The 22,612-nt window shown below is 54.7% G+C and carries 19 protein-coding genes; 6 read left to right on the top strand and 13 right to left on the bottom strand.

What is annotated here, in order from left to right; translation table 11 throughout:
- Nucleotides 1–87 precede the first annotated feature (87 nt).
- The 4 genes from lolB to dauA all read left to right on the top strand — a co-directional run bounded on the left by lolB (nt 88) and on the right by dauA (nt 4,484).
- Entirely contained in the window at nt 88–699 is a 612-nt protein-coding gene (lolB, locus tag MMW58_RS11805) for a lipoprotein insertase outer membrane protein LolB (RefSeq protein ID WP_095101965.1), read from the top strand.
- Complete coding sequence (ispE, locus tag MMW58_RS11800) at nt 699–1,547, top strand: 4-(cytidine 5'-diphospho)-2-C-methyl-D-erythritol kinase (RefSeq protein WP_166646161.1); 849 nt, start codon at nt 699–701, stop codon at nt 1,545–1,547. Before lolB ends, ispE begins: the two co-directional genes overlap by 1 nt.
- Nucleotides 1,548–1,730: 183 nt before the next feature.
- Nucleotides 1,731–2,678 (top strand): ribose-phosphate diphosphokinase, encoded by a 948-nt coding sequence (gene prs / locus MMW58_RS11795; protein WP_004863536.1) that lies wholly within the window; start codon nt 1,731–1,733, stop codon nt 2,676–2,678.
- Nucleotides 2,679–2,804: 126 nt separating this feature from the next.
- Nucleotides 2,805–4,484, top strand: a complete 1,680-nt coding sequence (gene dauA / locus MMW58_RS11790) for a C4-dicarboxylic acid transporter DauA (protein ID WP_241723445.1) — start codon at nt 2,805–2,807, stop codon at nt 4,482–4,484.
- On the opposite strand, the gene MMW58_RS11785 is transcribed toward dauA, so the two are convergent.
- The gene (locus tag MMW58_RS11785) at nt 4,485–5,528 is read right to left on the bottom strand and encodes a MerR family transcriptional regulator (protein WP_241723444.1); all 1,044 of its coding nucleotides are present in this window, start codon (nt 5,526–5,528) and stop codon (nt 4,485–4,487) included.
- A gap of 227 nt (nt 5,529–5,755) precedes the next feature.
- Nucleotides 5,756–6,031: a stress-induced protein YchH gene (ychH, locus tag MMW58_RS11780; protein ID WP_045858992.1), complete on the bottom strand. Its 276-nt coding sequence runs from the start codon at nt 6,029–6,031 to the stop codon at nt 5,756–5,758.
- Between the two features lie 271 nt (nt 6,032–6,302).
- On the opposite strand from ychH, the gene pth reads away from it, so the two are divergent.
- Nucleotides 6,303–6,887, top strand: a complete 585-nt coding sequence (gene pth / locus MMW58_RS11775) for an aminoacyl-tRNA hydrolase (protein WP_041147674.1) — start codon at nt 6,303–6,305, stop codon at nt 6,885–6,887.
- A 117-nt stretch (nt 6,888–7,004) separates the two neighbouring features.
- Entirely contained in the window at nt 7,005–8,096 is a 1,092-nt protein-coding gene (gene ychF / locus MMW58_RS11770; RefSeq protein WP_041146109.1) for a redox-regulated ATPase YchF, read from the top strand.
- 230 nt (nt 8,097–8,326) lie between these two features.
- On the opposite strand, the gene MMW58_RS11765 is transcribed toward ychF, so the two are convergent.
- The 11 genes from MMW58_RS11765 to MMW58_RS11720 all read right to left on the bottom strand — a co-directional run bounded on the left by MMW58_RS11765 (nt 8,327) and on the right by MMW58_RS11720 (nt 22,475).
- Complete coding sequence (locus MMW58_RS11765) at nt 8,327–9,664, bottom strand: VasL domain-containing protein (protein WP_241723443.1); 1,338 nt, start codon at nt 9,662–9,664, stop codon at nt 8,327–8,329.
- A gap of 103 nt (nt 9,665–9,767) precedes the next feature.
- Nucleotides 9,768–10,223, bottom strand: coding sequence for a type VI secretion system baseplate subunit TssE (gene tssE, locus MMW58_RS11760; protein ID WP_241723442.1), 456 nt, complete (start codon nt 10,221–10,223; stop codon nt 9,768–9,770).
- Nucleotides 10,223–10,768 carry a type VI secretion system lipoprotein TssJ gene (gene tssJ / locus MMW58_RS11755; RefSeq protein WP_241723441.1) on the bottom strand — a complete coding sequence of 182 codons (546 nt, stop codon included), beginning with the start codon at nt 10,766–10,768 and terminating at the stop codon, nt 10,223–10,225. Before tssJ ends, tssE begins: the two co-directional genes overlap by 1 nt.
- The gene (gene tssG, locus MMW58_RS11750) at nt 10,746–11,831 is read right to left on the bottom strand and encodes a type VI secretion system baseplate subunit TssG (RefSeq protein WP_241723440.1); all 1,086 of its coding nucleotides are present in this window, start codon (nt 11,829–11,831) and stop codon (nt 10,746–10,748) included. The genes tssJ and tssG overlap by 23 nt, the downstream gene beginning before the upstream one ends.
- Nucleotides 11,795–13,549: a type VI secretion system baseplate subunit TssF gene (gene tssF / locus MMW58_RS11745; RefSeq protein WP_241723439.1), complete on the bottom strand. Its 1,755-nt coding sequence runs from the start codon at nt 13,547–13,549 to the stop codon at nt 11,795–11,797. The genes tssG and tssF overlap by 37 nt, the downstream gene beginning before the upstream one ends.
- A gap of 368 nt (nt 13,550–13,917) precedes the next feature.
- Nucleotides 13,918–15,504, bottom strand: a complete 1,587-nt coding sequence (gene tssA / locus MMW58_RS11740) for a type VI secretion system protein TssA (RefSeq protein ID WP_241723438.1) — start codon at nt 15,502–15,504, stop codon at nt 13,918–13,920.
- On the bottom strand, nt 15,504–18,950 hold the full coding sequence (locus MMW58_RS11735) for an ImcF-related family protein (protein ID WP_371822998.1): 3,447 nt from the start codon (nt 18,948–18,950) through the stop codon (nt 15,504–15,506). Before MMW58_RS11735 ends, tssA begins: the two co-directional genes overlap by 1 nt.
- Entirely contained in the window at nt 18,947–20,071 is a 1,125-nt protein-coding gene (locus tag MMW58_RS11730) for a hypothetical protein (RefSeq protein WP_241723436.1), read from the bottom strand. Before MMW58_RS11730 ends, MMW58_RS11735 begins: the two co-directional genes overlap by 4 nt.
- A 141-nt stretch (nt 20,072–20,212) precedes the next feature.
- Nucleotides 20,213–20,521, bottom strand: a complete 309-nt coding sequence (locus MMW58_RS30425) for a DUF7079 family protein (RefSeq protein ID WP_463351431.1) — start codon at nt 20,519–20,521, stop codon at nt 20,213–20,215.
- Nucleotides 20,522–21,049: 528 nt separating this feature from the next.
- Entirely contained in the window at nt 21,050–21,328 is a 279-nt protein-coding gene (locus MMW58_RS11725) for a PAAR domain-containing protein (protein ID WP_241723435.1), read from the bottom strand.
- A gap of 64 nt (nt 21,329–21,392) precedes the next feature.
- The gene (locus MMW58_RS11720) at nt 21,393–22,475 is read right to left on the bottom strand and encodes a T6SS immunity protein Tli4 family protein (RefSeq protein ID WP_241723434.1); all 1,083 of its coding nucleotides are present in this window, start codon (nt 22,473–22,475) and stop codon (nt 21,393–21,395) included.
- Nucleotides 22,476–22,612: the final 137 nt, after the last annotated feature.

Raw genomic sequence — 22,612 nt, 5'->3', positions numbered from 1 at the left:
AGTTATAATTGTAACCCGCTACACAAATCGTGTGCGTATTCACCCTTCGCCGGATTTCACTGTAGACATCAAGGATTTGTCATCATTATGAATCGACTGCTCCGCCTGTTGCCCCTGGCAAGCCTGGTCCTGACCGCCTGTACCCTCAACGCCCCGAAAGGCCCCGGTAAAAGCCCGGACTCACCGCAGTGGCGTCAGCACCAGCAGGATGTCCGCAATCTTAGCCAGTTCCAGACCCGCGGCGCCTTTGCTTATCTTTCAGACGAGCAAAAGGTTTACGCCCGTTTCTTCTGGCAGCAGACCGGTCAGGATCGCTATCGCCTGCTGCTGACCAACCCGCTGGGCAGTACCGAGCTGTCGCTGACCGCGCAGCCGGGCAGCGTGACGCTGATCGATAACAAGGGTCAGACCTATACCGCAACCGACGCGGAAGAGATGATTGGCCGCCTGACCGGGATGCCCATCCCGCTGAACAGCCTGCGCCAGTGGATCGTCGGCCTGCCGGGCGATGCCACCGATTATACCCTCGATCAGCAGTATCGTCTGAGCACCCTTAACTATACGCAAAACGGCAAAACCTGGCGCGTCACCTACGGCGGATATACCAGCGATACCACGCCATCGCTGCCGGCCAATATGGAGCTCAACAACGGCAGTCAGCGCATCAAGCTGAAAATGGATAACTGGATTGTGAAATGATGACCCGCTGGCCCTCTCCCGCGAAGCTGAACCTGTTTTTGTATATAACCGGGCAGCGCACCGACGGTTATCACCAGCTGCAGACGCTGTTCCAGTTTCTCGACTATGGCGATACGTTAACCATTGAGGCGCGCGATGACGGCGAGCTGCGTCTGCTGACGCCGGTGGACGGCGTGCCGAATGAAGAGAATTTAATTATTCGCGCCGCCAGGCTGCTGATGCAGGCGGCGGCAGAACGCGGGCGGCTGCCATCCGGCAGCGGTGCCGATATCAGCATTGAGAAGCGCCTGCCGATGGGCGGCGGGCTGGGCGGCGGTTCGTCCAACGCCGCCACGGTGCTGGTGGCGCTGAATCAGCTTTGGGGCTGCGGGCTATCGGAAGACCAGCTGGCGACGCTTGGGCTGCAGCTCGGCGCCGATGTACCGGTTTTCGTCCGCGGTCATGCGGCCTTTGCCGAAGGCATTGGCGAAATTCTGACCCCGGTCGAACCGCCGGAAAAGTGGTACCTCGTCGCTCACCCCGGGGTCAGTATTCCGACTCCGGTCATCTTTCGCGACCCCGAGCTACCACGAGACACCCCGATCAGGCCAATAAATACGTTGCTAAAATGTGAATTTCGCAATGATTGCGAGGTTATCGCAAGAAAACGTTTTCGCGAGGTTGATGCGGCGCTTTCCTGGCTGTTAGAATATGCGCCGTCGCGCCTGACTGGCACAGGAGCGTGTGTCTTTGCTGAATTTGACACCGAATCTGCCGCTCGTCAGGTGCTGGAGAAAGCCCCGGAATGGCTACAAGGCTTTGTTGCGCGAGGAGTTAACATCTCGCCGCTCAGGCTAGCCCTACCCTAAGTTGCTCCGCGTTAAGCGTGAGTAACGATAAGTACGCCGGGCAAATTGAGTTACGGTGACAACGTCACCCTGTTCCAGACGTTGCATCGCTCTCTTTAAATACACCGCCTGGATGAAACGACGCCGCCGCACAGTTTTTGGCCCTTTTCATCCACCACTGGACGCATGCCTGAGGTTCTTCTCGTGCCTGATATGAAGCTTTTTGCTGGTAACGCCACCCCGGAACTAGCACAACGTATTGCCAACCGCCTGTACACTTCTCTTGGCGACGCCGCTGTAGGTCGTTTTAGCGACGGCGAAGTCAGCGTACAAATCAATGAAAACGTACGCGGTGGTGATATTTTCATCATCCAGTCCACTTGTGCTCCCACCAACGACAACCTGATGGAACTGGTTGTTATGGTTGATGCCCTGCGTCGCGCTTCGGCGGGTCGTATCACTGCTGTTATTCCTTACTTCGGCTATGCTCGTCAGGACCGCCGCGTTCGTTCCGCCCGTGTGCCAATCACTGCTAAAGTGGTTGCGGACTTCCTGTCCAGCGTTGGCGTTGACCGCGTGCTGACCGTTGACCTGCACGCTGAACAGATCCAAGGCTTCTTCGACGTTCCGGTTGATAACGTATTCGGCAGCCCAATCCTGCTGGAAGATATGCTGCAGCTGAATCTGGATAACCCGATCGTGGTTTCTCCGGACATCGGCGGCGTCGTGCGCGCCCGCGCTATCGCCAAACTGCTGAACGATACCGATATGGCCATTATCGACAAACGTCGTCCGCGCGCTAACGTCTCCCAGGTGATGCATATCATCGGCGACGTGGCAGGCCGCGACTGCGTCATGGTTGACGACATGATCGATACCGGCGGCACGCTGTGCAAAGCAGCAGAAGCGCTGAAAGAACGTGGTGCTAAACGCGTCTTTGCTTACGCCACTCACCCGATTTTCTCCGGCAACGCTATCCAGAACATTAAAAACTCTGTGATTGATGAATTCGTCGTCTGCGATACCATCCCGCTGGCGCCAGAAATCAAAGCCCTGGAAAAAGTTCGTACCCTGACGCTGTCCGGTATGCTGGCAGAAGCGATTCGTCGTATCAGCAACGAAGAATCTATCTCTGCTATGTTCGAGCATTAATCGAGCCCGGCCAAGGAAACCCGCTGAGGCGGGTTTTTTTGTCTCTTAACCCAATTTGTATGACCATTGCCTCCTTCACCTGCCATATTAGTTGACAGATGATGCGCCCATGGATGAAACATTATCGTGAATAGATTATTTTCCTCACACGTGATGCCTTTCCGCGCCCTCATCGACGCCTGCTGGAAAGAAAAATATACCGTTTCGCGCTTCACCCGCGACCTGATTGCCGGGATAACGGTGGGGATTATTGCGATCCCGCTGGCAATGGCGCTGGCAATTGGCAGCGGCGTAGCGCCGCAGTATGGACTCTATACCTCCGCCGTAGCCGGGATCATCATCGCTCTGACCGGCGGCTCGCGCTTTAGCGTTTCCGGGCCGACCGCCGCCTTTGTGGTGATCCTCTACCCGGTATCGCAGCAGTTTGGCCTCGCCGGGCTGCTGGTCGCGACGCTGATGTCCGGCATTTTTTTAATTCTCTTCGGCCTCGCCCGCTTCGGCCGGCTGATTGAATATATCCCGCTCTCGGTGACCCTCGGGTTCACCTCAGGTATCGGGATTACTATCGGTACCATGCAGATTAAGGACTTCCTTGGCCTGCAGATGACGCACGTGCCGGAGCACTATTTGCAGAAAGTCTCCGCGCTGATTATGGCACTGCCGACGGTCAACGTTGGCGACGCCGCGATTGGCATCGTGACGCTTGCAATCCTCATCATCTGGCCTCGCCTTGGGATCCGCCTGCCGGGCCATCTTCCCGCGCTGCTGGCGGGCTGTGCGGTGATGGCGGTTGTCACCCTGCTGGGCGGCCACGTCGCTACCATCGGCTCCCAGTTCCACTACACGCTCGCCGACGGCAGCCAGGGAAGCGGCATTCCGCAGCTGCTGCCGCAGCTGGTGCTGCCCTGGGATATGCCGGGCTCTGATTTCACCCTCAGCTGGGCCTCTCTGCAGGCGCTGCTGCCGGCGGCGTTCTCCATGGCCATGCTCGGCGCCATTGAGTCGCTGCTGTGCGCGGTGGTGCTGGATGGTATGACCGGCACCAAGCATAAGGCGAACAGCGAGCTGATCGGTCAGGGTCTGGGCAATATCGTCGCGCCTTTCTTCGGCGGCATTACCGCGACCGCGGCGATTGCCCGCTCGGCGGCCAACGTGCGCGCCGGTGCGACCTCGCCGATCTCCGCGGTGATCCATGCGCTGCTGGTGATTATGGCGCTGCTGATCCTCGCCCCGCTGCTCTCCTGGCTGCCGCTTTCGGCGATGGCGGCGCTGCTGCTGATGGTGGCGTGGAATATGAGCGAAGCGCACAAGGTGGTGAATTTGCTGCGCTATGCGCCGAAGGACGACATCGTGGTCATGCTGATGTGCATGTCGCTGACGGTGCTGTTTGATATGGTCATCGCGATCAGCGTCGGTATCGTGCTGGCTTCGCTGCTGTTTATGCGCCGTATCGCCCGCATGACGCGCCTGGCCCCGGTCAACGTCGACGTGCCCGACGACGTGCTGGTGCTGCGGGTTATCGGCCCGCTGTTCTTCGCCGCCGCCGAGGGGCTATTTAACGATCTGGAAACGCGTATTGAGGGTAAGCGGATCGTGGTGCTGAAATGGGATGCGGTGCCGGTGCTGGATGCCGGTGGCCTGGATGCCTTCCAGCGCTTCGTGAAAAAGCTGCCGGAAGGCTGCGAGCTGCGGGTGTCTAATCTTGAGTTTCAGCCGCTGCGTACCCTGGCACGCGCCGGCGTCCAGCCCATTGCCGGACGCCTGAGCTTCTACCCCGATCGCAACGCCGCGCTGGCGGATATTTAACTAGCGGGATGCGGGCGTTCGCGCCTGCATCATCACCCCTATCGCCTGCTGGAGCCAGCCGAGCACCGGCGGCGTCATCCACGTCCCCTTCATCAGATACGGTTCGCACTCCATCGCGTGGCGAAACTTTTGCTGAGTCTGCGGGCTGGTGCCGGCATACGACTGGAACAGCTCCAGCCACTGCCGCGCCAGCTTTTTCCCGGCTTCTGATGCCGGATCGGTCTGCTCAGCGCAGGCCTGATGCAGCGCCGATACCAGCCCCGGCCACTCCATCAGCCGATCGAAATAGTGTTCACGGGTAAACGCCAGCTCCTCGGCGTTGAGATAGCGCGCCCAGATCGCGAGCTTGCTTTGCGCAAAGGCGTGGGTAATGTAGTCCACAATCTCGGGCGTAATGCCGGTTTGCGCGCGCATTTGCGGTTCCATAGCGTGCATCTCATTGAGCCGGGTGAGAAATTCCGGCCGCCCGGCGGTATCAAGCTCCAGGCGCTCCATCCAGCGGGTGGCCAGCGCCATCGCCGACGGCGAGTCAGGCGGGCAGCTCTCCTGCATCAGCCGCTGCGCGTCAATAACCAGCGCCTGCCAGATTTGATTGCGCTGTTCATCCTGCTCGGCGAACGGCAGCGTTTGTAACTCCTGCGGACTAAACCAACGATCGTACATTTTCATAAGCTCCAGGGTCTGTAGCCAGGACTCCAGATCGGGTTCACGGCCGCTACCCAGTTCGTCGCGGAGCAGCACCAGCCTTTCGCGCAGCGTTGAGATAGTGCGCAGCTGCGTATCGAGGGTGGTAATTTGCTGCACCAGCAGATCGGATAACGAAAGCGAACCGCGATCGAGATGCTCCTTAATAGCCGCGAGTTCCAGCCCGGCCTGTGCCAGCGCCTTAATCATATGCAGCCGCTGAACGGCCGCCAGATCGTATAGCCGATAACCCGCCGCGCTTCTGGCCGAAGGCGTCAGCAGCCCGGTTTGTTCATAGTGATGTAGCGTACGGACGGTCATTCCGGCGCGTTTCGCCAGTTCCCCCACCTGAATTAACATGACTGCTCCTTTTGCCTGCCAGTGGCGCTACTCTGCAGCCTGACGTTACGTCAGGGTCAAGCGCATATTTATCAACTGAGGCAACAATATCAGCGGGACGGGCGTTGCGGGAGTAAAATAAGCGGGAGTAATATAGTCAGCCAGCCGTCAGGACGAAGGCTGGCTGTAGAGCGGATACGTTGACAAAATTGCACCCGCCTGGCGACAGGTGCAGATAACGCACTGACCTAGCTGTGGCGATGCTGGTCGCGACGGCAGCGTTTGTCGTAGTGGCGCACCCACCAGTATCTGTCGCCGACCTGCTCATGGCCGCCAATACGCGCGCCGGCAAGCCAGAGAACGGCGCCGACGAAGATGCTGAGAATCGCGCCGTGCGCGAAAAACTGCGGCAGATCAAGCTGCGGGAGCTGGTTTAAAATGGAGTAGCCGACGCCAACAACCATGACGACCAACCCTAAACCCATCAGTACATTACCGAGTAACGAAGCGTTTCTGCGTTTCATATGTCACCTCCGGAACCTTGGGTTGCCTGAGAATATCCTCAGAACTTATAGGTGTAGTATAGACAACGGGCAGAAGATTGATTGCGTTGGCGATCACAATAGCGAACATCAAACCAACAAAAGTTTACAAATAACCCACTGAACAACATCAAATTCTAATGGTTCACCGGCGAAATTATCGTGTCGATAGCGCTGCGCTGGCAGAATTTTGTCAAGCGCGCTCGCAGACAGTACACTACGCGCCAGAGAACGACCCATGCAGGATATAAAAGTGACGATAAAACTGATTGTCGGCCTGGCTAACCCCGGTGCGGAATACGCGGCGACACGCCATAACGCGGGCGCCTGGTATGTAGACCTCCTGGCCGACCGCCACCGCGCCCCGCTGCGCGAAGAGAGCAAATTCTACGGCTACACCTCACGGATTAACTTTGCCGGCGAGGATGTGCGCCTGCTGGTGCCGACCACCTTTATGAACCTCAGCGGTAAAGCCGTGGCGGCGATGGCCACCTTTTACCGGATTAATCCCGACGAGATTCTGGTCGCGCACGATGAGCTGGATTTACCGCCCGGCGTGGCGAAGTTTAAGCTCGGCGGCGGCCACGGCGGGCATAACGGCCTGAAAGATATCATCAGCAAACTGGGCAATAACCCGAACTTTCACCGCTTACGCGTCGGGATCGGCCATCCGGGCGATAAAAACAAAGTTGTCGGTTTTGTGTTAGGTAAACCGCCGCTTAGCGAGCAGAAACTGATAGACGAAGCCGTTGATGAAGCCGCGCGCTGCACGGAAGTCTGGCTGAAAGAGGGACTGACCAAAGCCACCAACCGTTTACACGCATTTAAAGCGCAATAACCGGCCGACGTGCGGAATTTTTGCCGCACACCGTGTATAATAGGCGAAGCTATTTACTTTTCTACAATCTGTTCAATGTAACAGGTTGATTATCCAAAGATTAAGGTGATTTAAATCATGGGATTCAAATGCGGTATCGTCGGTTTGCCCAACGTCGGCAAGTCCACCCTGTTCAATGCGCTCACCAAAGCGGGTATTGAAGCGGCCAACTTCCCCTTCTGTACTATTGAGCCGAACACCGGTGTCGTACCGATGCCCGATCCGCGTCTGGATAAGCTGGCCGAAATCGTTAAACCGCAGCGCATCCTGCCGACTACCATGGAATTCGTCGACATCGCGGGCCTGGTAAAAGGCGCATCCAAAGGCGAAGGCCTGGGCAACCAGTTCCTGACCAACATTCGTGAAACCGAAGCTATCGGCCACGTTGTTCGCTGCTTTGAAAACGACAACATCATCCACGTTAACAACAAAGTGGACCCGGCTGACGATATCGACGTTATCAATACCGAGCTGGCGCTGTCCGATCTTGACACCTGCGAACGAGCCATTCACCGCGTACAGAAAAGGGCAAAAGGCGGCGATAAAGACGCGAAAGCTGAACTGGTCGCACTGGAAAAATGCCTGCCGCAGCTCGAAAACGCCGGCATGCTGCGCGCGCTGGCGCTGACGGACGAAGATAAAGCCGCCATCAAATACCTGAGCTTCCTGACCCTGAAGCCAACCATGTACATCGCCAACGTCAACGAAGACGGCTTCGAGAACAACCCGTACCTCGATAAAGTCCGCGAAATCGCTGCCGCCGAAGGCTCAGTAGTGGTTGCCGTGTGCGCCGCCGTTGAATCCGATATTGCGGAACTTGACGACGCTGACCGCGATGAGTTCATGGCCGAACTGGGCATCGAAGAGCCGGGCCTGAACCGCGTTATCCGCGCCGGCTACGAGCTGCTGAACCTGCAGACCTACTTCACCGCCGGGGTTAAAGAAGTCCGCGCGTGGACCATCCCTGTCGGCGCGACCGCACCGCAGGCGGCGGGTAAAATCCACACTGACTTCGAAAAAGGCTTTATCCGCGCTCAGACTATCGCCTATGAAGACTTTATCACTTACAAAGGCGAGCAGGGTGCGAAAGAAGCCGGCAAGATGCGCGCCGAAGGCAAAGACTACATCGTTAAAGATGGCGACGTCATGAACTTCCTGTTCAACGTCTAAATCACTTCTGCTGTGTCATGAGGTTTCACAAAATCTCATAGCAGCAGCAAAGCAGCATAAAAAAACCACGCCATGGCGTGGTTTTTTGTTTTTGACGCGGGCGATACTGCAGGCCGCTCTGCGCAGTTCGTAAAAATGCCCCGGGCGCATTTCCATATGGCTATTCAGCGCTGGGCTGACTGCGGAACAATACCCGGTTGCGTGGCGAACAAGCTCCCCGGAGAGCAACGCTATTCCGTGGTGGTTAGCGCCGAGTATCGAATGATGAGCTGCTGCAGGTGCTGCTCCACCTCAAGTTTCTGAGCCTGCGGGATCATCCCCGGCTCCTGTCGTGCAGCTATCTGCCGGAGCTGCTCCTCCGCCGGCACCGACTGATTAAAAGCCTGAATGGCTGCAAACACCTGCGATTTCAGCTCGCTGACCGTCAGGTATCTCCCCTTTTGTCCATCCAGCGCGTTAAGCTGCTCGCTCAGGCTCTGGAGCCTGCGCATGCCCTGATGCCAGCCCGCCAGCGAATCATCAGGCGTCCCGTTCAGGGCAAGCTTTTGCCGCCACTGAGTACCCAACTCTTCAGTTCCGGGAAGCTCCGGCCACAGTGCATAAGCCTGGTTTATTAGATCCTGACCATAGCGGAGATGCCAGTCAGGCGGGAGGGCAGAAAGCGCCTCTAACCTCAGCGAGGCATCCTTCAACCAGCCGGCGGCTGAGCCAGAAGATCTGAACGTCTCGCCTGCCGCCGCGCCGGGCAGCCAGGGTAGCGGCTGCTGGCGGCTGTCGGGCTGTTGACCCGCTTGATCCGAGCGGGCCAGGGAGTGCCCGCCGATAAAGACTGCGGCACTCAACGCAAAGGCCGTCAGCATCCCGCAGGCGAATAGGCCGACCCGCTTTGGCGCAGGCGCCGTTTTGTGGATCCTGTTAACGGCGGCGGCGGAAGCTGGCGGGATTGCATTCGGCCGCCGGGGATCTGGTTGTGATTCGTTCAATCCGATCGGCGGAACCTGCGCGGCAGGAAGAGTAATGGCTGTAGCGGATAGTTGCGGCTCTGGCGCATTTTCCACGCGCGTCAGCGCGCTGCACACCTGCTGCAGCAGCGGCTCTATCTGGCTTATCTGCAGCAGTTCCTGGCGGGCAAGGATGCTGCTCAGGAAATCAAGCGTCGACTCCAGCTGCAGGAGCTGATGATAATCCTCATGGCTCAGGGTAAAGGTGCGGAACACTTTCTGCAGCCGCTGAAACAGCCCGGAGAGAATTTCTGCCCGCGGGTGGCTGGCCCGTGGCCAGTATTGCGCCCACTGGCGGCTGAGCATCGTGGCAACGATCTTCAGACCTTCGTTCATGCCTTCCACGCGCGCCAGATGGCTGCGCGCCAGGGTGTACCAGGCCCCTGTCTGCAGCTCAATCCCATTTTTATCAAACAGCGCCAGCGACAATTTCTCCACCCGCTCCCAGTGAATATCAGGCCTGGCGGGATGCGTCTGCTTGCTCATTTCATCGCGAAGGGCGATGAAGTCAGGAAACGGGCGCGGATCGCCGCCCGTGCGAATATCTCGGGGTTCTGTGCTTTTCATAATGAATTCATCCGTGGATGGGCAGGCAGAGATTGGCGATTCACTCCGGGAGCTGGCGGTCACTCGTCCCGAGGAAGATATCGTGCCGGCCTGCCCGGCATCCCTACATGCGGGGATTTCTGTCGAAATAATGCTGTTGCTTTAGGTGGCGAATGAATATCCGCCCCTCGGGCATAAACTCGGTACCATAGCGCACCAGCCCCACCCCTTTCAGCTCCGCATCGATCGCATAGCACAGCTCGCCGGGGATCGCCTGCTCAAGGAGAATAACGCTAATGCTTTTCAGCCGCGGTTCATATTTGAGCAAAACGGCCGACAGCGTCCCCATAAGCTCATGGGCGGTGCCCGGCATACCCTGCAGGATTTTGGTCATGTCCGGCAGGCCGTAGTCCGGCAGATGCGCCAGCGTGCCGGCGCGGCAGTTGAGAATGCGCTGCATGTTGTCCAGCACGGACAGGATCGCCTGGTCCTGCTCGTTGACGTGGTTGAGGTCGAGGCCGCCGGTGAAGTTGCCGTAGAGAATTTCATATAATGAGGGGGTATTGTGTCCCTGTGACATTAATCATCCTTAACGGGCTGTAGCCTCAGATGGTTGTTTCCGGCTTCCAGGATACGCGGTTTATCGGGATCGAGGTCTTCACGTTCGATGACCAGCTTCCAGGTGTTATTCACCATATCCGGATGACGGAACAGCCCGACAACGGCCACAAACTGCGCATCGGCTTCCATTGGCATATCGAGATTCGCATCACCACCCGGCTTCACGACCACATCACGCGTGGCCAGCAAATCAGCGCTCAGCTGGGTATCGCCCTCTTTCAGCAGCTGCTGATATACCGTTTTGTCGAAGGTATTGCGTTCCTTAAGCTGATACACCCGCACCACCAGCGGCTCAGACAGCGAATTGCTCTCACGTGCATCGATATTCAGCGCCTCGCGCGCTATAAAATCGAGATGCAGGACTTTAATTTTCTTGTAAAAAATGGCGCTAAAGGCCGATTTAGTCCCCTCAGTGACGCTCTGCGTCACCCCACAGCCCGTCAGGCTGAACGCCACCAGCGGCAGCAGCCAGCAGGCGATTTTAGTCGAACTTGTACGTAACACATCGGTTTCCTTGTTGTGGTATGGCGGGGTTCATGCCGCTGTAGTAGCCCAGTTCCGTCGTAAAGGTCTGCGGGATATCGTCCAGGAACACGCGATCTTCGGCTCCCAGCACGCCATTCATACCAAGCCAGAAATGACCTTCGCCGAGCGGAGGGGCGGCCAACAAGCGAGTCGACGTGGTTAGGGTGATTTTTGCCTTAAAGCGCCAGCCCAGATAGACCCTTAGCATCACCAGAAAATCCGAATACAGCAGACCATCCGGCTTCCAGCCCTGCGCTTCCTGCCGGTTATCCGTTGAAAGCGCAATCAGCAGCTGGCTACTGGCATCCATCGCCTCGTCGCCAAGCGGTGTATTGCCGTCCAGGAGAAAATCCTGCTCGCCGCAAAACCCCATGGGCTGGCTGATTTCCACCGGCCGCAGACAATACGGGCTCACCCGCACCGTTGTCTCAGGTGCCAGCAAGCTCACCAGCGCCTGCATCCCCTCCTGAGTTTTTCCGGGCTGGCGTAACACGCCGAGCAGGGCCAGAAAGCGCGACACCGGGGTGGCGATATGCTCTGCGGTTCCGGGGATCCCCAGCCCCACCAGTCCCAACAGCGACTGCGAAATATTGTCGCCTCCTCCGGGCTCGAACGTGGCAGGCCAGGAGTACTTCCGCCAGATGCGATAAAACTGGGTCAGGATGCGGTGGCTGAAGATATCCAAAAAGCTCTGGAGTGCCTCATGTCCCTCCCGGAGCTGGGCGATATCATCGAGATAAGCGGTCGGCAGCGGTGAATCGACGCCGTACATCCCCATAAAGGTGGTACGAATGACCGCTGGTTTGCCGTCATCGTCTTCGTCGTATTCGACGGCTTTCAGTTCGCTGACCGGAAATCCCATTCCCGGATGAGGGGCAAAGCGTACCGGGTCATCGGCTGGATGGCTGGTTGAGCCCATCAGCGGTTTACCCGGATGGCGCTTTTCCAGCAGCTGGCAGAAACGGTAAAAGTTAATACGCTGAAGATCTGCCTCCAGCTGAAGGGTCAGCCGGGAATGCGGCGATTGTGCTTCTCTTCCCATTCCAGGCGTTCTCCGGTCGGTTGCAGGATGATAATCAGGCGATTAAACAGATAGATATCGGTATAAAGCGCGAAGAAGCGGCTCAGCATCTCGCCAAAAAGGCAGATATCCCCTCTTCCGGCAAAGCCGTGGCTATCGAGCATGACGTCAATCTGCACGCCGCGTACCAGGTAGCCCTGCTCAAAACGCTCGGTTTCGCTGTGCTTCACATCGATAATGGCCTCCAGACGGCGCCGGTTCATCTCGCTGTCTGTCCACTCATACAGCGCCAGGGTGCCGCGGAGCACCTCTGCGTTATCCATCATCGAGAGAAAACCGCTGCCAAGATGGCTTAGCACACACCAGTGAAAGCGATCCCTATCCGGTGGATAGCAAGGCAGCGTCGGCGCACACAGGTTGCGAACAGCGATGCTGACTGAGGTAGTTTTCACCACCGTATCGAGCACGGTGCTTTGCAGGGCCCGACGAGGCAGCTGACCGTTGGTGCCGGTGAGCGTCAGGGACAGGCTTTCATCTATCGGCACGGTGTGAGTATCAAACGCTTCGCCACCAAGAATTAGCCAGGTGTTATGCAGACCGGACGGTCCGCGGCGTAGGCGGGTGTGATAGTAGTATTCCGGCGCTTCATGCCGCATCATCCCGCCCTTGTGGCGAAAGCTCGAGAACGGGACGTAGGTATGCTGACTTGATGACATCACCGAATCCACGGCGTAAATCTCGGTATGACCATCCTGTACCCGCATCGGGCGCAGCATGTATTCCGTCTGCAACGAGTTGAGCGTCAGCGGATCGGATTCCAGTGGAAACAGGTTAATTACCGGTACGCAGTTCAGCCGCAGATGCTTCCCGGTAAAGCTGAAGTCATGCTCCCAGCGCTCAGCCAGCACCACGTCGATTTCAAACCAGGGGAGCTCAGCCGGGAACGCGACGGTCTCCAGCCCACGCAGACCGGTGAACATAAATTTCTCGCGAAAGGTAAAGTACTCCAGCAGCAGCTGGTAGCCGCTGAAACTACTGCTGCCCTTCGGCCAGAGGGTATCATCATCACCGAACCCGAGCGCGGTGAAATACCCGTCCAGCGGTTTTCTTTCCACATCACCGGGCATCCGCAGCCACAGCCTGGCCACATTCATGGTGAAGGCTTCGTGCATGGCGCAGGCCAGAGGCGCGTCGGCATTGAAGTAAAGCGGGACATGGCTGAGATCGATACGGCTCCAGTCCGCCAGCTTGCTGCAGCTAAAGCGCAGTGTGACAACCGAGCGGCCATCAGAATCGGTCGCCAGGCTGACGCGCTCCAGCGAGAGGGGCTGAAGGTCTATCGCTTTCGTAGTGGAATAACGACAGCGCGTCCCCTTCTCACCGATCGGCCGGGAATGTACCTCAAAGCCTTTGTCGATGCGCATCTGCTCCTTCATTTCGCCCCAGTCGGGGGTGAACTCCACCACCGACATCGACGGTATGGTACGCAGGTAATGCGGCCACAGCAGGCTGACCAGCCCTTCGGTCAATTCTGGCAGGTCGTCATCGAGCTTCTCGCGCAATCGGCCCATCAGGAAGGCAAAGCCTTCAAACAGGCGCTCCACGAACGGGTCGCGCGCACCCGCTTTATCCAAATTGAGCATTGCTGCCTGCTCAGGATGAGCACGGGCAAATTCTTCCCCGGCTTCCAGCAGGTAGCGCATTTCAGCGTCATAATAACGCAGGGTTAAGTCGTCCATAGATTTGTCTTAATTAATGTTTGTTTACCGGATAGCGAAACAATAAGTTCTAAGAAGACACCTGAAACCTAATAGCTTCGTATTTACTGATTTATCGAAATCTTTGCCAGCACGACGTTGATACAAACTAATATTGATACCGAAACAATTTTATCTTTTTTAAACACCACCCTCCGGGAGCATTTCAAAAATCACCCGCCAGTCTTTTTAGTATGTTCTAAATTCCAATGCCTATGTTTTTATCTTGAGGAGGAAATAATTGTCCAAGTGTATTATCCAAAGTATCAAGTATATTATTTTAATATCATAATATCTGCATATCCCCCATATTTATGGAGCAGTTCAAATATTATTTTATGCGCGTAATATCATCCATTGCAGAGTACAGCTGCTCGTGCAGGATCCAGTGAGATAAGCCCGGATAGTAGAGCGTCCATTTCAGACTGCAGGCGCGTTTTATCTGCTTCACTGCGCCCGGCTCTACCCCGCAACAGCTTTAACCTGCGGGCTTTTACTTCGAACATTAGCTCTGGCGTCCACTGCTCAAGCGTGAGCCCCCTGGCGCTACCGTCGAGTTCGCCCAACAGATGCAGTGCCATTTCGTGTTTACCGTACTGTTCACTCACCCGGGCCATCAACAGGCGCATCAGCCACTGGTCCCGGGCGGAGGTATAACCCGGCTGAACCTGCAGCCAGTTGAGCGCGGCTTCAATACCTTCACCGTCTGCTTTCGCCAACACTTCAGGCTCCAGCGTCAGCACATCATCGCCTCCAGCAACCGCGGCTGATACTGGCTCATCTTTCCATCCGGGCATATCGTCGAGCACGCTTTCTCTTATCCAGCTCAGCGTTGCTTCATCGGCGAAAGGAGTGCCGTCGCTGAAAGCCAGTACTTCCAGCCCCGGGAGGCGGGCCAGTAAGCCCTTAAGATCGCGGCACAGGATGTCTGCACGTACAGTGTCGTTATCCAGTTTCGCCAGCGCCTGCCATGCATACCACTGCACGTCCAGCCAAAGGTGGTTGACACCCTGCGCCAGTAAAGTATCCGTATGCTCCAGCAGCTCAGACCAGCTTTTCTGCAGATACAGGCGCTTGAGGTGCGCTTTGTTGTCTGGCTTCGGTGGCACCAGGCGGGTGCGCCCGGACGCATCCAGCGGCGGAAGTTCCATTAGCGTGTCCCAGCGTACGCACTTCAGCAGATGGTGCCCGGCCAGCCAGCCTCCTGGCCGATCGCGAAGATATTGCGCCAGAACTTTGGCCTGATCGAGCAAATCTCGCCCCGAGGTGACGGTGTTCATCACCGGTGCTGACGCGGCAATCGTGCCCTCTTCCCGGCTAGTTTGTGGCACCAGACTGTTCGCTCCGCCGCTTTGTACCAGTCGGTTATCCAGAGCCTGATACAGGCTCGCCCATTCTGGCCGGGCTTTCTCATCAAACGTCTGAAACGTCCGTTCAGCCAGCAACAGCGCAGCGGTAATGCGCTGCATGATAGACATATCAACCTCAGGGTACAGACACAGGCTGTTTGTCACACGGCTGCTGCCCAGCCATTCCAGGGCAGCCTTACGGCTGCGATCGCGAAGAGGATGCAATCGGCTGCCAAACCGCTCCAGCATCGAGGCCATCAGCTCAAGTCCCTGCGTAAACCCAAGCTCGCCATCCTGATGCAGACGAGCCCAAACGTAGAAAGTGATGACACGTAAATCCTTACTGGTGCCGGTCAGCAGCCTTTCCGCCAGTTGGCAAATCAGACCGGTATCAGTATCGGAAAGTTTGTTGATCTCTTCACGGATACGCTGAAAATCATCGTCGTATCCGGGATCCACTCCGGTTGGCTCATTGTCGCCAATCGGCTTCAGCCAGCGCTCCCAGTCAGCGCTGCGCGACCGAGCACTGCTCAAGAGCGTCTTTTCATCGGCGCAGCAGGCCTGAAGTACACTTTGTAATGTCGTCATTATTCCATTCCATCTATGGCTGAATTCTCCGAACTTGCCAGAGCCTGAGAGGTCGCAGAGGGATCCACGCTGAATATCTGCTCCGGCAGGCTGAAGTTGCGTAACGCCAGAAGCGCCAGCGGACCATTACCCAGTTGGGAGCGCAGTACCCATTGCAGGGTGCGGCCGTCCGGAGCCGTAAAACTCATCATCCACTGACTGCGGTCGAGCCGCTGACGTTTACTCTGATCCAGCCAGCGAATAAAGCCCCAGTTGCCGCTATAATCGCCGAACAGACGCGCCCCCGCGCTGGTAGAAGTCCACGTCAGCATGGTTCCGGGTTTGAAGGTGTCCCCGGGCCAGCGGAAAGAGTGCCACTCGGCCATCTGGTTGAAGTAGTGCAATTTCTGCCCGTCAATGGTCAGCCGGGTTTCCACCACCTGAGATACGGGTCGTGCCTGCAGTTCAAAACTTATTCCCTGGCTACCGTCGGTAAACAGAATGTCTGACAGCTGGCTAAGCTGGTTGACCGCCCGCAGAAACGCCGGATTGAACGTCAGCCCCTGGCTGTGCGCCGTATCCGGCACCCACTGGCTACCCTCTTTGTGCAGCACGCCGTTAAGTTCGGTGGTCAGAAACCGGTCAATGCGTCCGCTGTCCTTGCGGATAAATTCAGCCAGCATCGGCAGCGAGGCATCGCTTTTGCTGACCGCAAACGGGAAGCGACCATCAAAGGCCGTATGCCAGTTCGCCACAACTGAGCGGCTCCAGCGATCGTTAAGGCTGGCGGCTGAGGGCTGCAGGACCGTTTCCCATGCCTGGGTCAGCGGTTGTACAAACATCGTGCTGCCAAATCCGCTCCACTCCTCGCCGAGGCTTGCGGAAATCAGGCTGCCGTACTGCTGGGTGTCAGTCAGGTCCACGCTTTTGCCCTGGAAAACCGTCTGAGCAAGGGTCTGCATCATCTCCTGCGGATCGGTAGCGCTCGCCACCTGTTGCAGGCGTAAACGCACTCGGGTAATTCGCGTGAGATAAGTTTGCAGGCTCAGGGTGCTGTCGGCCGACATCACATTGCCGCCTTTGCTTTTGCCCATCAGCGTCAGCAGCGGGCCAAAGGTTTCATCCAGTGGCCCCTGTGGGTCTGACGCAGACTGGTCAATTATGGGCTTGTCTTTCCCGCTCATCAGGTCTTTAGCGGATTTGATGATAGAGTCCGAAAGGCCTTCGCTCCGTGCTCCGGTTTGCCCCTGCCAGGCGATTGTGTTCATTAAGGCAATCAGCGGTGACTGGCGCACATCACTCATCAGCGTCAGCTGGTCGGTGACGTCGGCAATGTTGTTTGCAGGATTCCAGTGGAGACTGTTGAAGAAGTTCAGCCAGCTGCTGGCAAAGTCGGTGAAATAGCGCTGGGTCAGACGCGCTTTCAGCGCTTCCGGCGACAGGTCAGCCGAGACTGCCTTGCGGGAATCGCTCAGCACCCAGTCGATTTCATCGCGACGGGAGCTGGCCGCCTTCTCGATGGCCTGCTGAATGCCCCCTTCCCATGCCTGACGGGTGAACATCCCCGGCACCACTTCATCAGTGGTAAACAGGCGGCGAGCATCGGTACCGCTGGTCATCTCTTCCAGAGAAACATCGGCAAAATTACGACGCACCGATTTGAGCATGTTTTCATACAGCGTGCTTTCGGCGTTGCGCCGTCCAATCTGCTGCAGCAGCACCTGACGGCTCTGGCCGATCAGCTGCGCATCCGGCGTGATTTTCCACTGTGGCTGCTGTGGCAGTTCAGTTATGTAGAATGCCCACAGATCCGGGGACAGGCTCTGCCACAGGCCGGTGGAGATGCCTGTTCGCGTCGGCTGCACGGCTTTCATGGTCTGCGCGTAGAATGCGCCATCGGCTTTATCCGGGCGGGCCATCATCAGCCAGGCTTTAAGCTGGTTATAGCCCGGTTTCGCCAGCTGAGCACGCCGGTCGCTGTTAGGCGCTGAGTTAGCCAGCACGGTGAGCTTTTGCGTCAGGGCCTCATTCGCCGGATCGCGTATCAGGCGATTATTTACCACGCCATACCACGGTAGCATCGCGTTGAGTAGCTGCTGGTTATGGTCCAGACCAAAGCGCTGATACCAGGGCGCACCCTCCCGGACATGATGCAGCAGGCGACCGGCGTCATTGCGCAGGATGTGCAGAGCCGTCAGTTGGTGATCCGATACCGAGGGATGCTCCACCAGAGCATGAGTCTGCTGCGCAACAGAGACTATCTGCTGGCGGTTGACTGTAAACGACAGCAGCGTCCCCGCCCCCCAAACACCGATGATGGCCATCAGCGTCCAGGCGAGCGTTTGCTCCCACGCCATACCGACACGGCGGCCACGCACGCGGGTACTGTCATCCACAATGCCCTGCCAGGTTAACGGCAGGGTCAGCGCATGGCGCTGTGACTCAGGGATAAATGTCTCAGCACCGGCTGTTCCCTCTGACGTATCGACAGGTTTATACCCTGGCAGACTGAACACCAGGCCACGCAGCGGAATGCGCTGCTGGGAGGCTGCCAGCCATGGCACCAGTTGCAGAGCCCAGCGAGCGATACCACCGTCTTTAAGGTCCTGGGCCAGGCGCAGCAGGAAGTCGTGACTGTTGTTTTCCGCGATCTGGCCCACTCCCTGCGTTCGCAGGGACGGCAGCATCAGCTTAAGCTGACGGACAATATCATCAGCTTTTGCACGCGGCGGGAACGTTGCCCCGACCGCCTGCTCAGTGCGCGTTGTCTGCGCCCATTTGCTGTCACACAGCCGCCACAGCCAGACAGGTGCTGAGTAATGCAGCAATTCACTGATTTTTTCCAGCCCGCGAAGGTCGCTGTCACTGATTTGCGGGGTCAGGTTAAGCGACTGAGGCATGACCCGGACAATCCCGTCCAGCGGGCGCCCACGGCGTAGTTTACGCAGAGCGGTGTATTTTCCCTTATCGGGCTCAGCAGTCAGACTGCCGCCGTAAATCAGAACGGTACGGTTGCCTTCAAGCCACTGGAGCTGTTGCAGGCCAGGAATCAGTTTTTCAATCGCGGCTTCGTCGCCCGTCACCAGCAGCAAGTGGACTTTGTGGCGCCATAAAAGCCTATATCGGACTCGGAGATATTTTTTAAGGCTGGGCAAAAATGGAACGGTATCCCTATCCTCAACGGAGAGAGACTCCATCTTTTCGCCAGGCTCCCGTGGCTCGTAGACGGCCTGATTTCTTCTCTGTTTCCATCGCCACCAGACAGGTGAACCAATCAGACCAAAGAGCAAGACGGCAAACACGCCTCCCCAGATTGTCCAGATTTTCTGAGTTGAAATCCCAATGCTGTTCAAACTGTCCAGGTTGATAAAAATTAAAAAAGCACTTACTCCCGCCAGACCAATAATCAGGAGGAAAAATCCCCATGAGCCATAACGTGCGTTTGGTATTATTTTTTGTTCAATCATGGGTAAAGCTCCCTGGTAATCAAGCAAAGTGTTCCTGTTTGCTGCGTCGTCTGATTAACCAGCAGCTGATCTTTACCTGTTTTGCTGGCAGCTTCGGCCAACATGACTAAAGAAAGTGGTAAAGCCATCTCCCCTGGAGGCCCAAAAGAAAGATCGATCGAATGCAGCGGTCTTTTTTCCGGCAGCGGCCACCGGTGTCGGGTCGCGTACTGCATTATTTCTGCGGCAGTTTTTTCAACCGTTCCCTGCAGCCAAACGTATTCCAGACTCTGTTTATCAGGCTGGACATATTCAAATAACATATCTAACTCTTTAATAAGTTTCCCTTCCTCCAGCGGCATCATACGACTCATGCCGGCGATAACAGGTAGTGAATGCTGGTGAGTAAAGCTGGGGGAAGCGATAAGCTGAGCAGAAATAAACTCGCTTGACTGCCCTACGCCTGAGCCAGGCCAATCCTGCAGACAAAGAATTAATATCAAACCGTCGGAACTCTTTACGTTAAAGAGAGACTCCAGCATTTCTCTGAAATAACCTGAAGTGGGTATAAGATCCCATTGCTGAGAAATCGACTCTTTACAATGCTCATCAAATTTTCCTGGAGATTGAAAAACATAAATAGAATGAAGAAAATAACGATAACCTGGGTGCTGAATCTCCAAATCACGGTCTATTTTTTTCATTAAATCTGGAAAACTATATGGCGAATTGAATAACGGGCGAGCTTTTTTAGGATATGCAGGCACCTTATCCAGCTCACCCAATAGCGCCTCCATTCCCTTCTCTTCCGGGGAAAATAGAACATTACCAACTACGGCTAGCTGCCTTCGACTCCAGCTGCGCCAGTGAGCTTTGGTTCGTTCCGTTTCGAGGCTCCATGCCCGGCTGGCTATAATAGACTGCTCATAGCGGTTTAAAATTACCCCGAATAAACATAGCCAAACCAACAATGCTGGCAGGGCACCGTAGAAGAAAACTTTAGCGTAAGTTTCCATATTCCAGATCCATACGCTGGAAATAGCACCTGTAATTAACATCAATATTAATACTACCATCCAGAGCCAATACTTTGGTTCTGGAAATGATTTCTGCTCAGGGATATCAGGTATAGGCCATGCCATAGTAAAACTCGATACTTGCTGTATTTTATTTAAGACCCCAAAAGCGAAGTAAAAGTAAGAATCATTAGCAATGTTCTTTGTTACTTAATCGCCACCGATGTCCGTTAATGAGTCGAATAACTTAATAATCCATGAATAATTTTAGGATAGTAGATTTAGCATTTCATGTTTCAGAATCGACCATTTTTCCCTGTAGGTTATTTTAAGAGTGAATACAAGAACTCTATGTTTGCATTTTGTTAAAAAACATTTTTTGTTTTGATATTCACAAATATCAATCCATAACGCCTTTTTATCAAACCCGTTCCATATAGAAGGGGCAGGTATAAGAAGATTAGTGTAACAAACAGGGGTACCCCATTCAAACAAGACTTCTTCAACTTTATCGACAGGAAAACATTTAGCTATCGAGGCTATATATTTAAAATCGACCTCGTTATCGACAAACATATCTGATATGTGCGCCGCATAAATCGAAATAGATTAGTTTATCCTCCATATTTTGAACTCCTCAACTTTCTATTCCGGACTGTCTGCCGCTCAGAACGGAACGCTGCCCTGCTCATTCCTTGAGCCATAAGTGAATACTAAATCCCTTTTTCTTTACAATCGCTATCGTCTAATAAACCCAAGCTAATCTCGATATCTTTATCTTTAATCTCAGGAATTTTCAATGGATGACCATCTTTATCCACGCGCCAGTAATAATCTTTATTCTCAGCGGTTATTTTATAGCATTACCCATCAGGACTTGAATAAGAGAACGGGCTGACTATTTGAATATTTTTATTGCGTTCGACAGTGACCGACTTCGTTTGGTAAGCGGTGATGAAAATAAGAGATGCCAGGTCGGCAGGCAATAATCTGCATTGAGATTTATATTTCATCAATCATTTATTTTTATGTTCTACGTCAGAGGAATACAGTATTTAAATTTTTTAAGTGGAGAAGAATTTTTCAAATATCCCTTCATTTTCTTTAGATCTTAGAATAGCTATCCTGAATGCCAGGGATAAACCTTGCATGGCATGGACACGAACTAAAACTATCAAGCCCCCCTGCCAGAACCTGGCCTCCATCGAATGTATCTGCGGCTCCGCCTAAGATTTTGTACGTTCCCGGGTGCTTACCGCAGTTAACCATATCTCCTTCTCTGGCAGCAGAAACGCCGTACCATTGAAACGTTGGATCGCCGGTAAGGATCTTTCCACCGCAGGTGGTACTATCACCAACTCTTAAAAAATAGCTGACGCTCATTATGTATCCTTTATTTTAAAATATTATGGAAGTATGTGGAAAGCACGACTAATTTCACTAGCGACTACTTCGCTCCGGGGCGATATCTGAACGTTCTGGTGATTCTGTCCCAGATATCAACCAACTGTGAATCAGTATAGGTTTTCGTTTCCTTACCAGAGTTATGCAACTCAAGAGAAAATACCGGATGCTTCAAATCGCCAATTTTTTCGTTACCGTAAAAATGGAACGTGTAGTAGGATACGCTTTTCTCTTCCGGATGATAGATGTCCTGTTTGCCTTTCATCAGCCACTCCTCTGCATTTATCTCCGGCAGTTTTACAGCCCCTTTTTTCAGGGTGTGAGCACCAACCCTGATGATGGTGGCATTTATTTCACCCCCTCGCTCCAGCAATGTATTTTCTTTACCCAAGGCATTATTACTGTTAACAATAATCTCAAAATCACCCTGCTTATATATCAAAGTAATATCATCCTTTGATATCGCACCTGCATCATTAATAAAACCCTCTGGAATACAGATGCCGGAATGTGCTGGCACCCCATCATCCTTTCTTCCCTTTAACCGGGAAAGCAGGCTTTGCATGTTTTCCAGCTTCTGTGGTTTATCGTTTAGATCACTTTCCTTCGATCCGCTGTTTAAATAATCCTCTCTGTCCTTTTTATATTTTTGATCGGATAAATCAGTGATCTCAGTAGTAACAATAAATGCCACTCCATTATTATAAAGATGACCTTCAAGAATTCGCCCGAAACCCGGAACACTTCCGTTTACATTGCGATCAAAAATGACTGTATTGTCATTTATCCGGTATACCTGTTTCAGAAAAGGAAGGTCCTCGGGATCAACTACAAGACTATTGTTTAATTCCTGTTCACGTAAACGGATACGTTGTGCAAACGCCGGTGGATACAGCCGCTTGCTGGAAATTCTCATCTCATTAATCTTTACCTGACCCACCGCAGCGTTATTGAATGAAACGGGCACATCAAAAAGATATCGACCAATACACTGGGGTTTGGTCTGCTCAAAAAGTTTATCCGTCATTTGTTTTTCCTTAGCCGTTAAAGGGGCTGCCGGCCACGGGCGGGTGAGCAGCCAAAAAATCGTACCGAGAATAAGTACGACAACAATCAATCCCCCCATAAATGCCTTACCCGCATGAGGTGACCTCCCCGGCCATTTTTATAATCGAGCGTAACGTGAACTTCATCGGCAGAAAGTTCACGAAGACATTACATGGTAAAAACTCCTATTCAGTACGTTTGGCTGGCTCTCCGGAA

Origin of the sequence: Klebsiella sp. HC6 (assembly GCF_022605325.1) — a bacterium.
Classification (GTDB): domain Bacteria; phylum Pseudomonadota; class Gammaproteobacteria; order Enterobacterales; family Enterobacteriaceae; genus Klebsiella; species Klebsiella terrigena.
The sequence above is the reverse complement of the archived record's forward strand: the minus strand, read 5'-3'. Positions and strand labels throughout refer to the sequence as shown.

Excerpts from the sequence above, each read along its gene's own strand:
- MMW58_RS11735 (WP_371822998.1), bottom strand. The coding sequence starts at position 18,950 with ATGATTGAACAAAAAATAATACCAAACGCACGTTATGGCTCATGGGGA.
- MMW58_RS11720 (WP_241723434.1), bottom strand. The coding sequence starts at position 22,475 with ATGGGGGGATTGATTGTTGTCGTACTTATTCTCGGTACGATTTTTTGG.
- tssG (WP_241723440.1), bottom strand. The coding sequence starts at position 11,831 with ATGGGAAGAGAAGCACAATCGCCGCATTCCCGGCTGACCCTTCAGCTG.
- tssF (WP_241723439.1), bottom strand. The coding sequence starts at position 13,549 with ATGGACGACTTAACCCTGCGTTATTATGACGCTGAAATGCGCTACCTG.
- MMW58_RS30425 (WP_463351431.1), bottom strand. The coding sequence starts at position 20,521 with ATGTTTGTCGATAACGAGGTCGATTTTAAATATATAGCCTCGATAGCT.
- ychF (WP_041146109.1), top strand. The coding sequence starts at position 7,005 with ATGGGATTCAAATGCGGTATCGTCGGTTTGCCCAACGTCGGCAAGTCC.
- tssA (WP_241723438.1), bottom strand. The coding sequence starts at position 15,504 with ATGACGACATTACAAAGTGTACTTCAGGCCTGCTGCGCCGATGAAAAG.
- MMW58_RS11725 (WP_241723435.1), bottom strand. The coding sequence starts at position 21,328 with ATGAGCGTCAGCTATTTTTTAAGAGTTGGTGATAGTACCACCTGCGGT.
- tssE (WP_241723442.1), bottom strand. The coding sequence starts at position 10,223 with ATGTCACAGGGACACAATACCCCCTCATTATATGAAATTCTCTACGGC.
- ychH (WP_045858992.1), bottom strand. The coding sequence starts at position 6,031 with ATGAAACGCAGAAACGCTTCGTTACTCGGTAATGTACTGATGGGTTTA.
- MMW58_RS11730 (WP_241723436.1), bottom strand. The coding sequence starts at position 20,071 with ATGGCATGGCCTATACCTGATATCCCTGAGCAGAAATCATTTCCAGAA.
- MMW58_RS11765 (WP_241723443.1), bottom strand. The coding sequence starts at position 9,664 with ATGAAAAGCACAGAACCCCGAGATATTCGCACGGGCGGCGATCCGCGC.
- ispE (WP_166646161.1), top strand. The coding sequence starts at position 699 with ATGACCCGCTGGCCCTCTCCCGCGAAGCTGAACCTGTTTTTGTATATA.
- lolB (WP_095101965.1), top strand. The coding sequence starts at position 88 with ATGAATCGACTGCTCCGCCTGTTGCCCCTGGCAAGCCTGGTCCTGACC.
- MMW58_RS11785 (WP_241723444.1), bottom strand. The coding sequence starts at position 5,528 with ATGTTAATTCAGGTGGGGGAACTGGCGAAACGCGCCGGAATGACCGTC.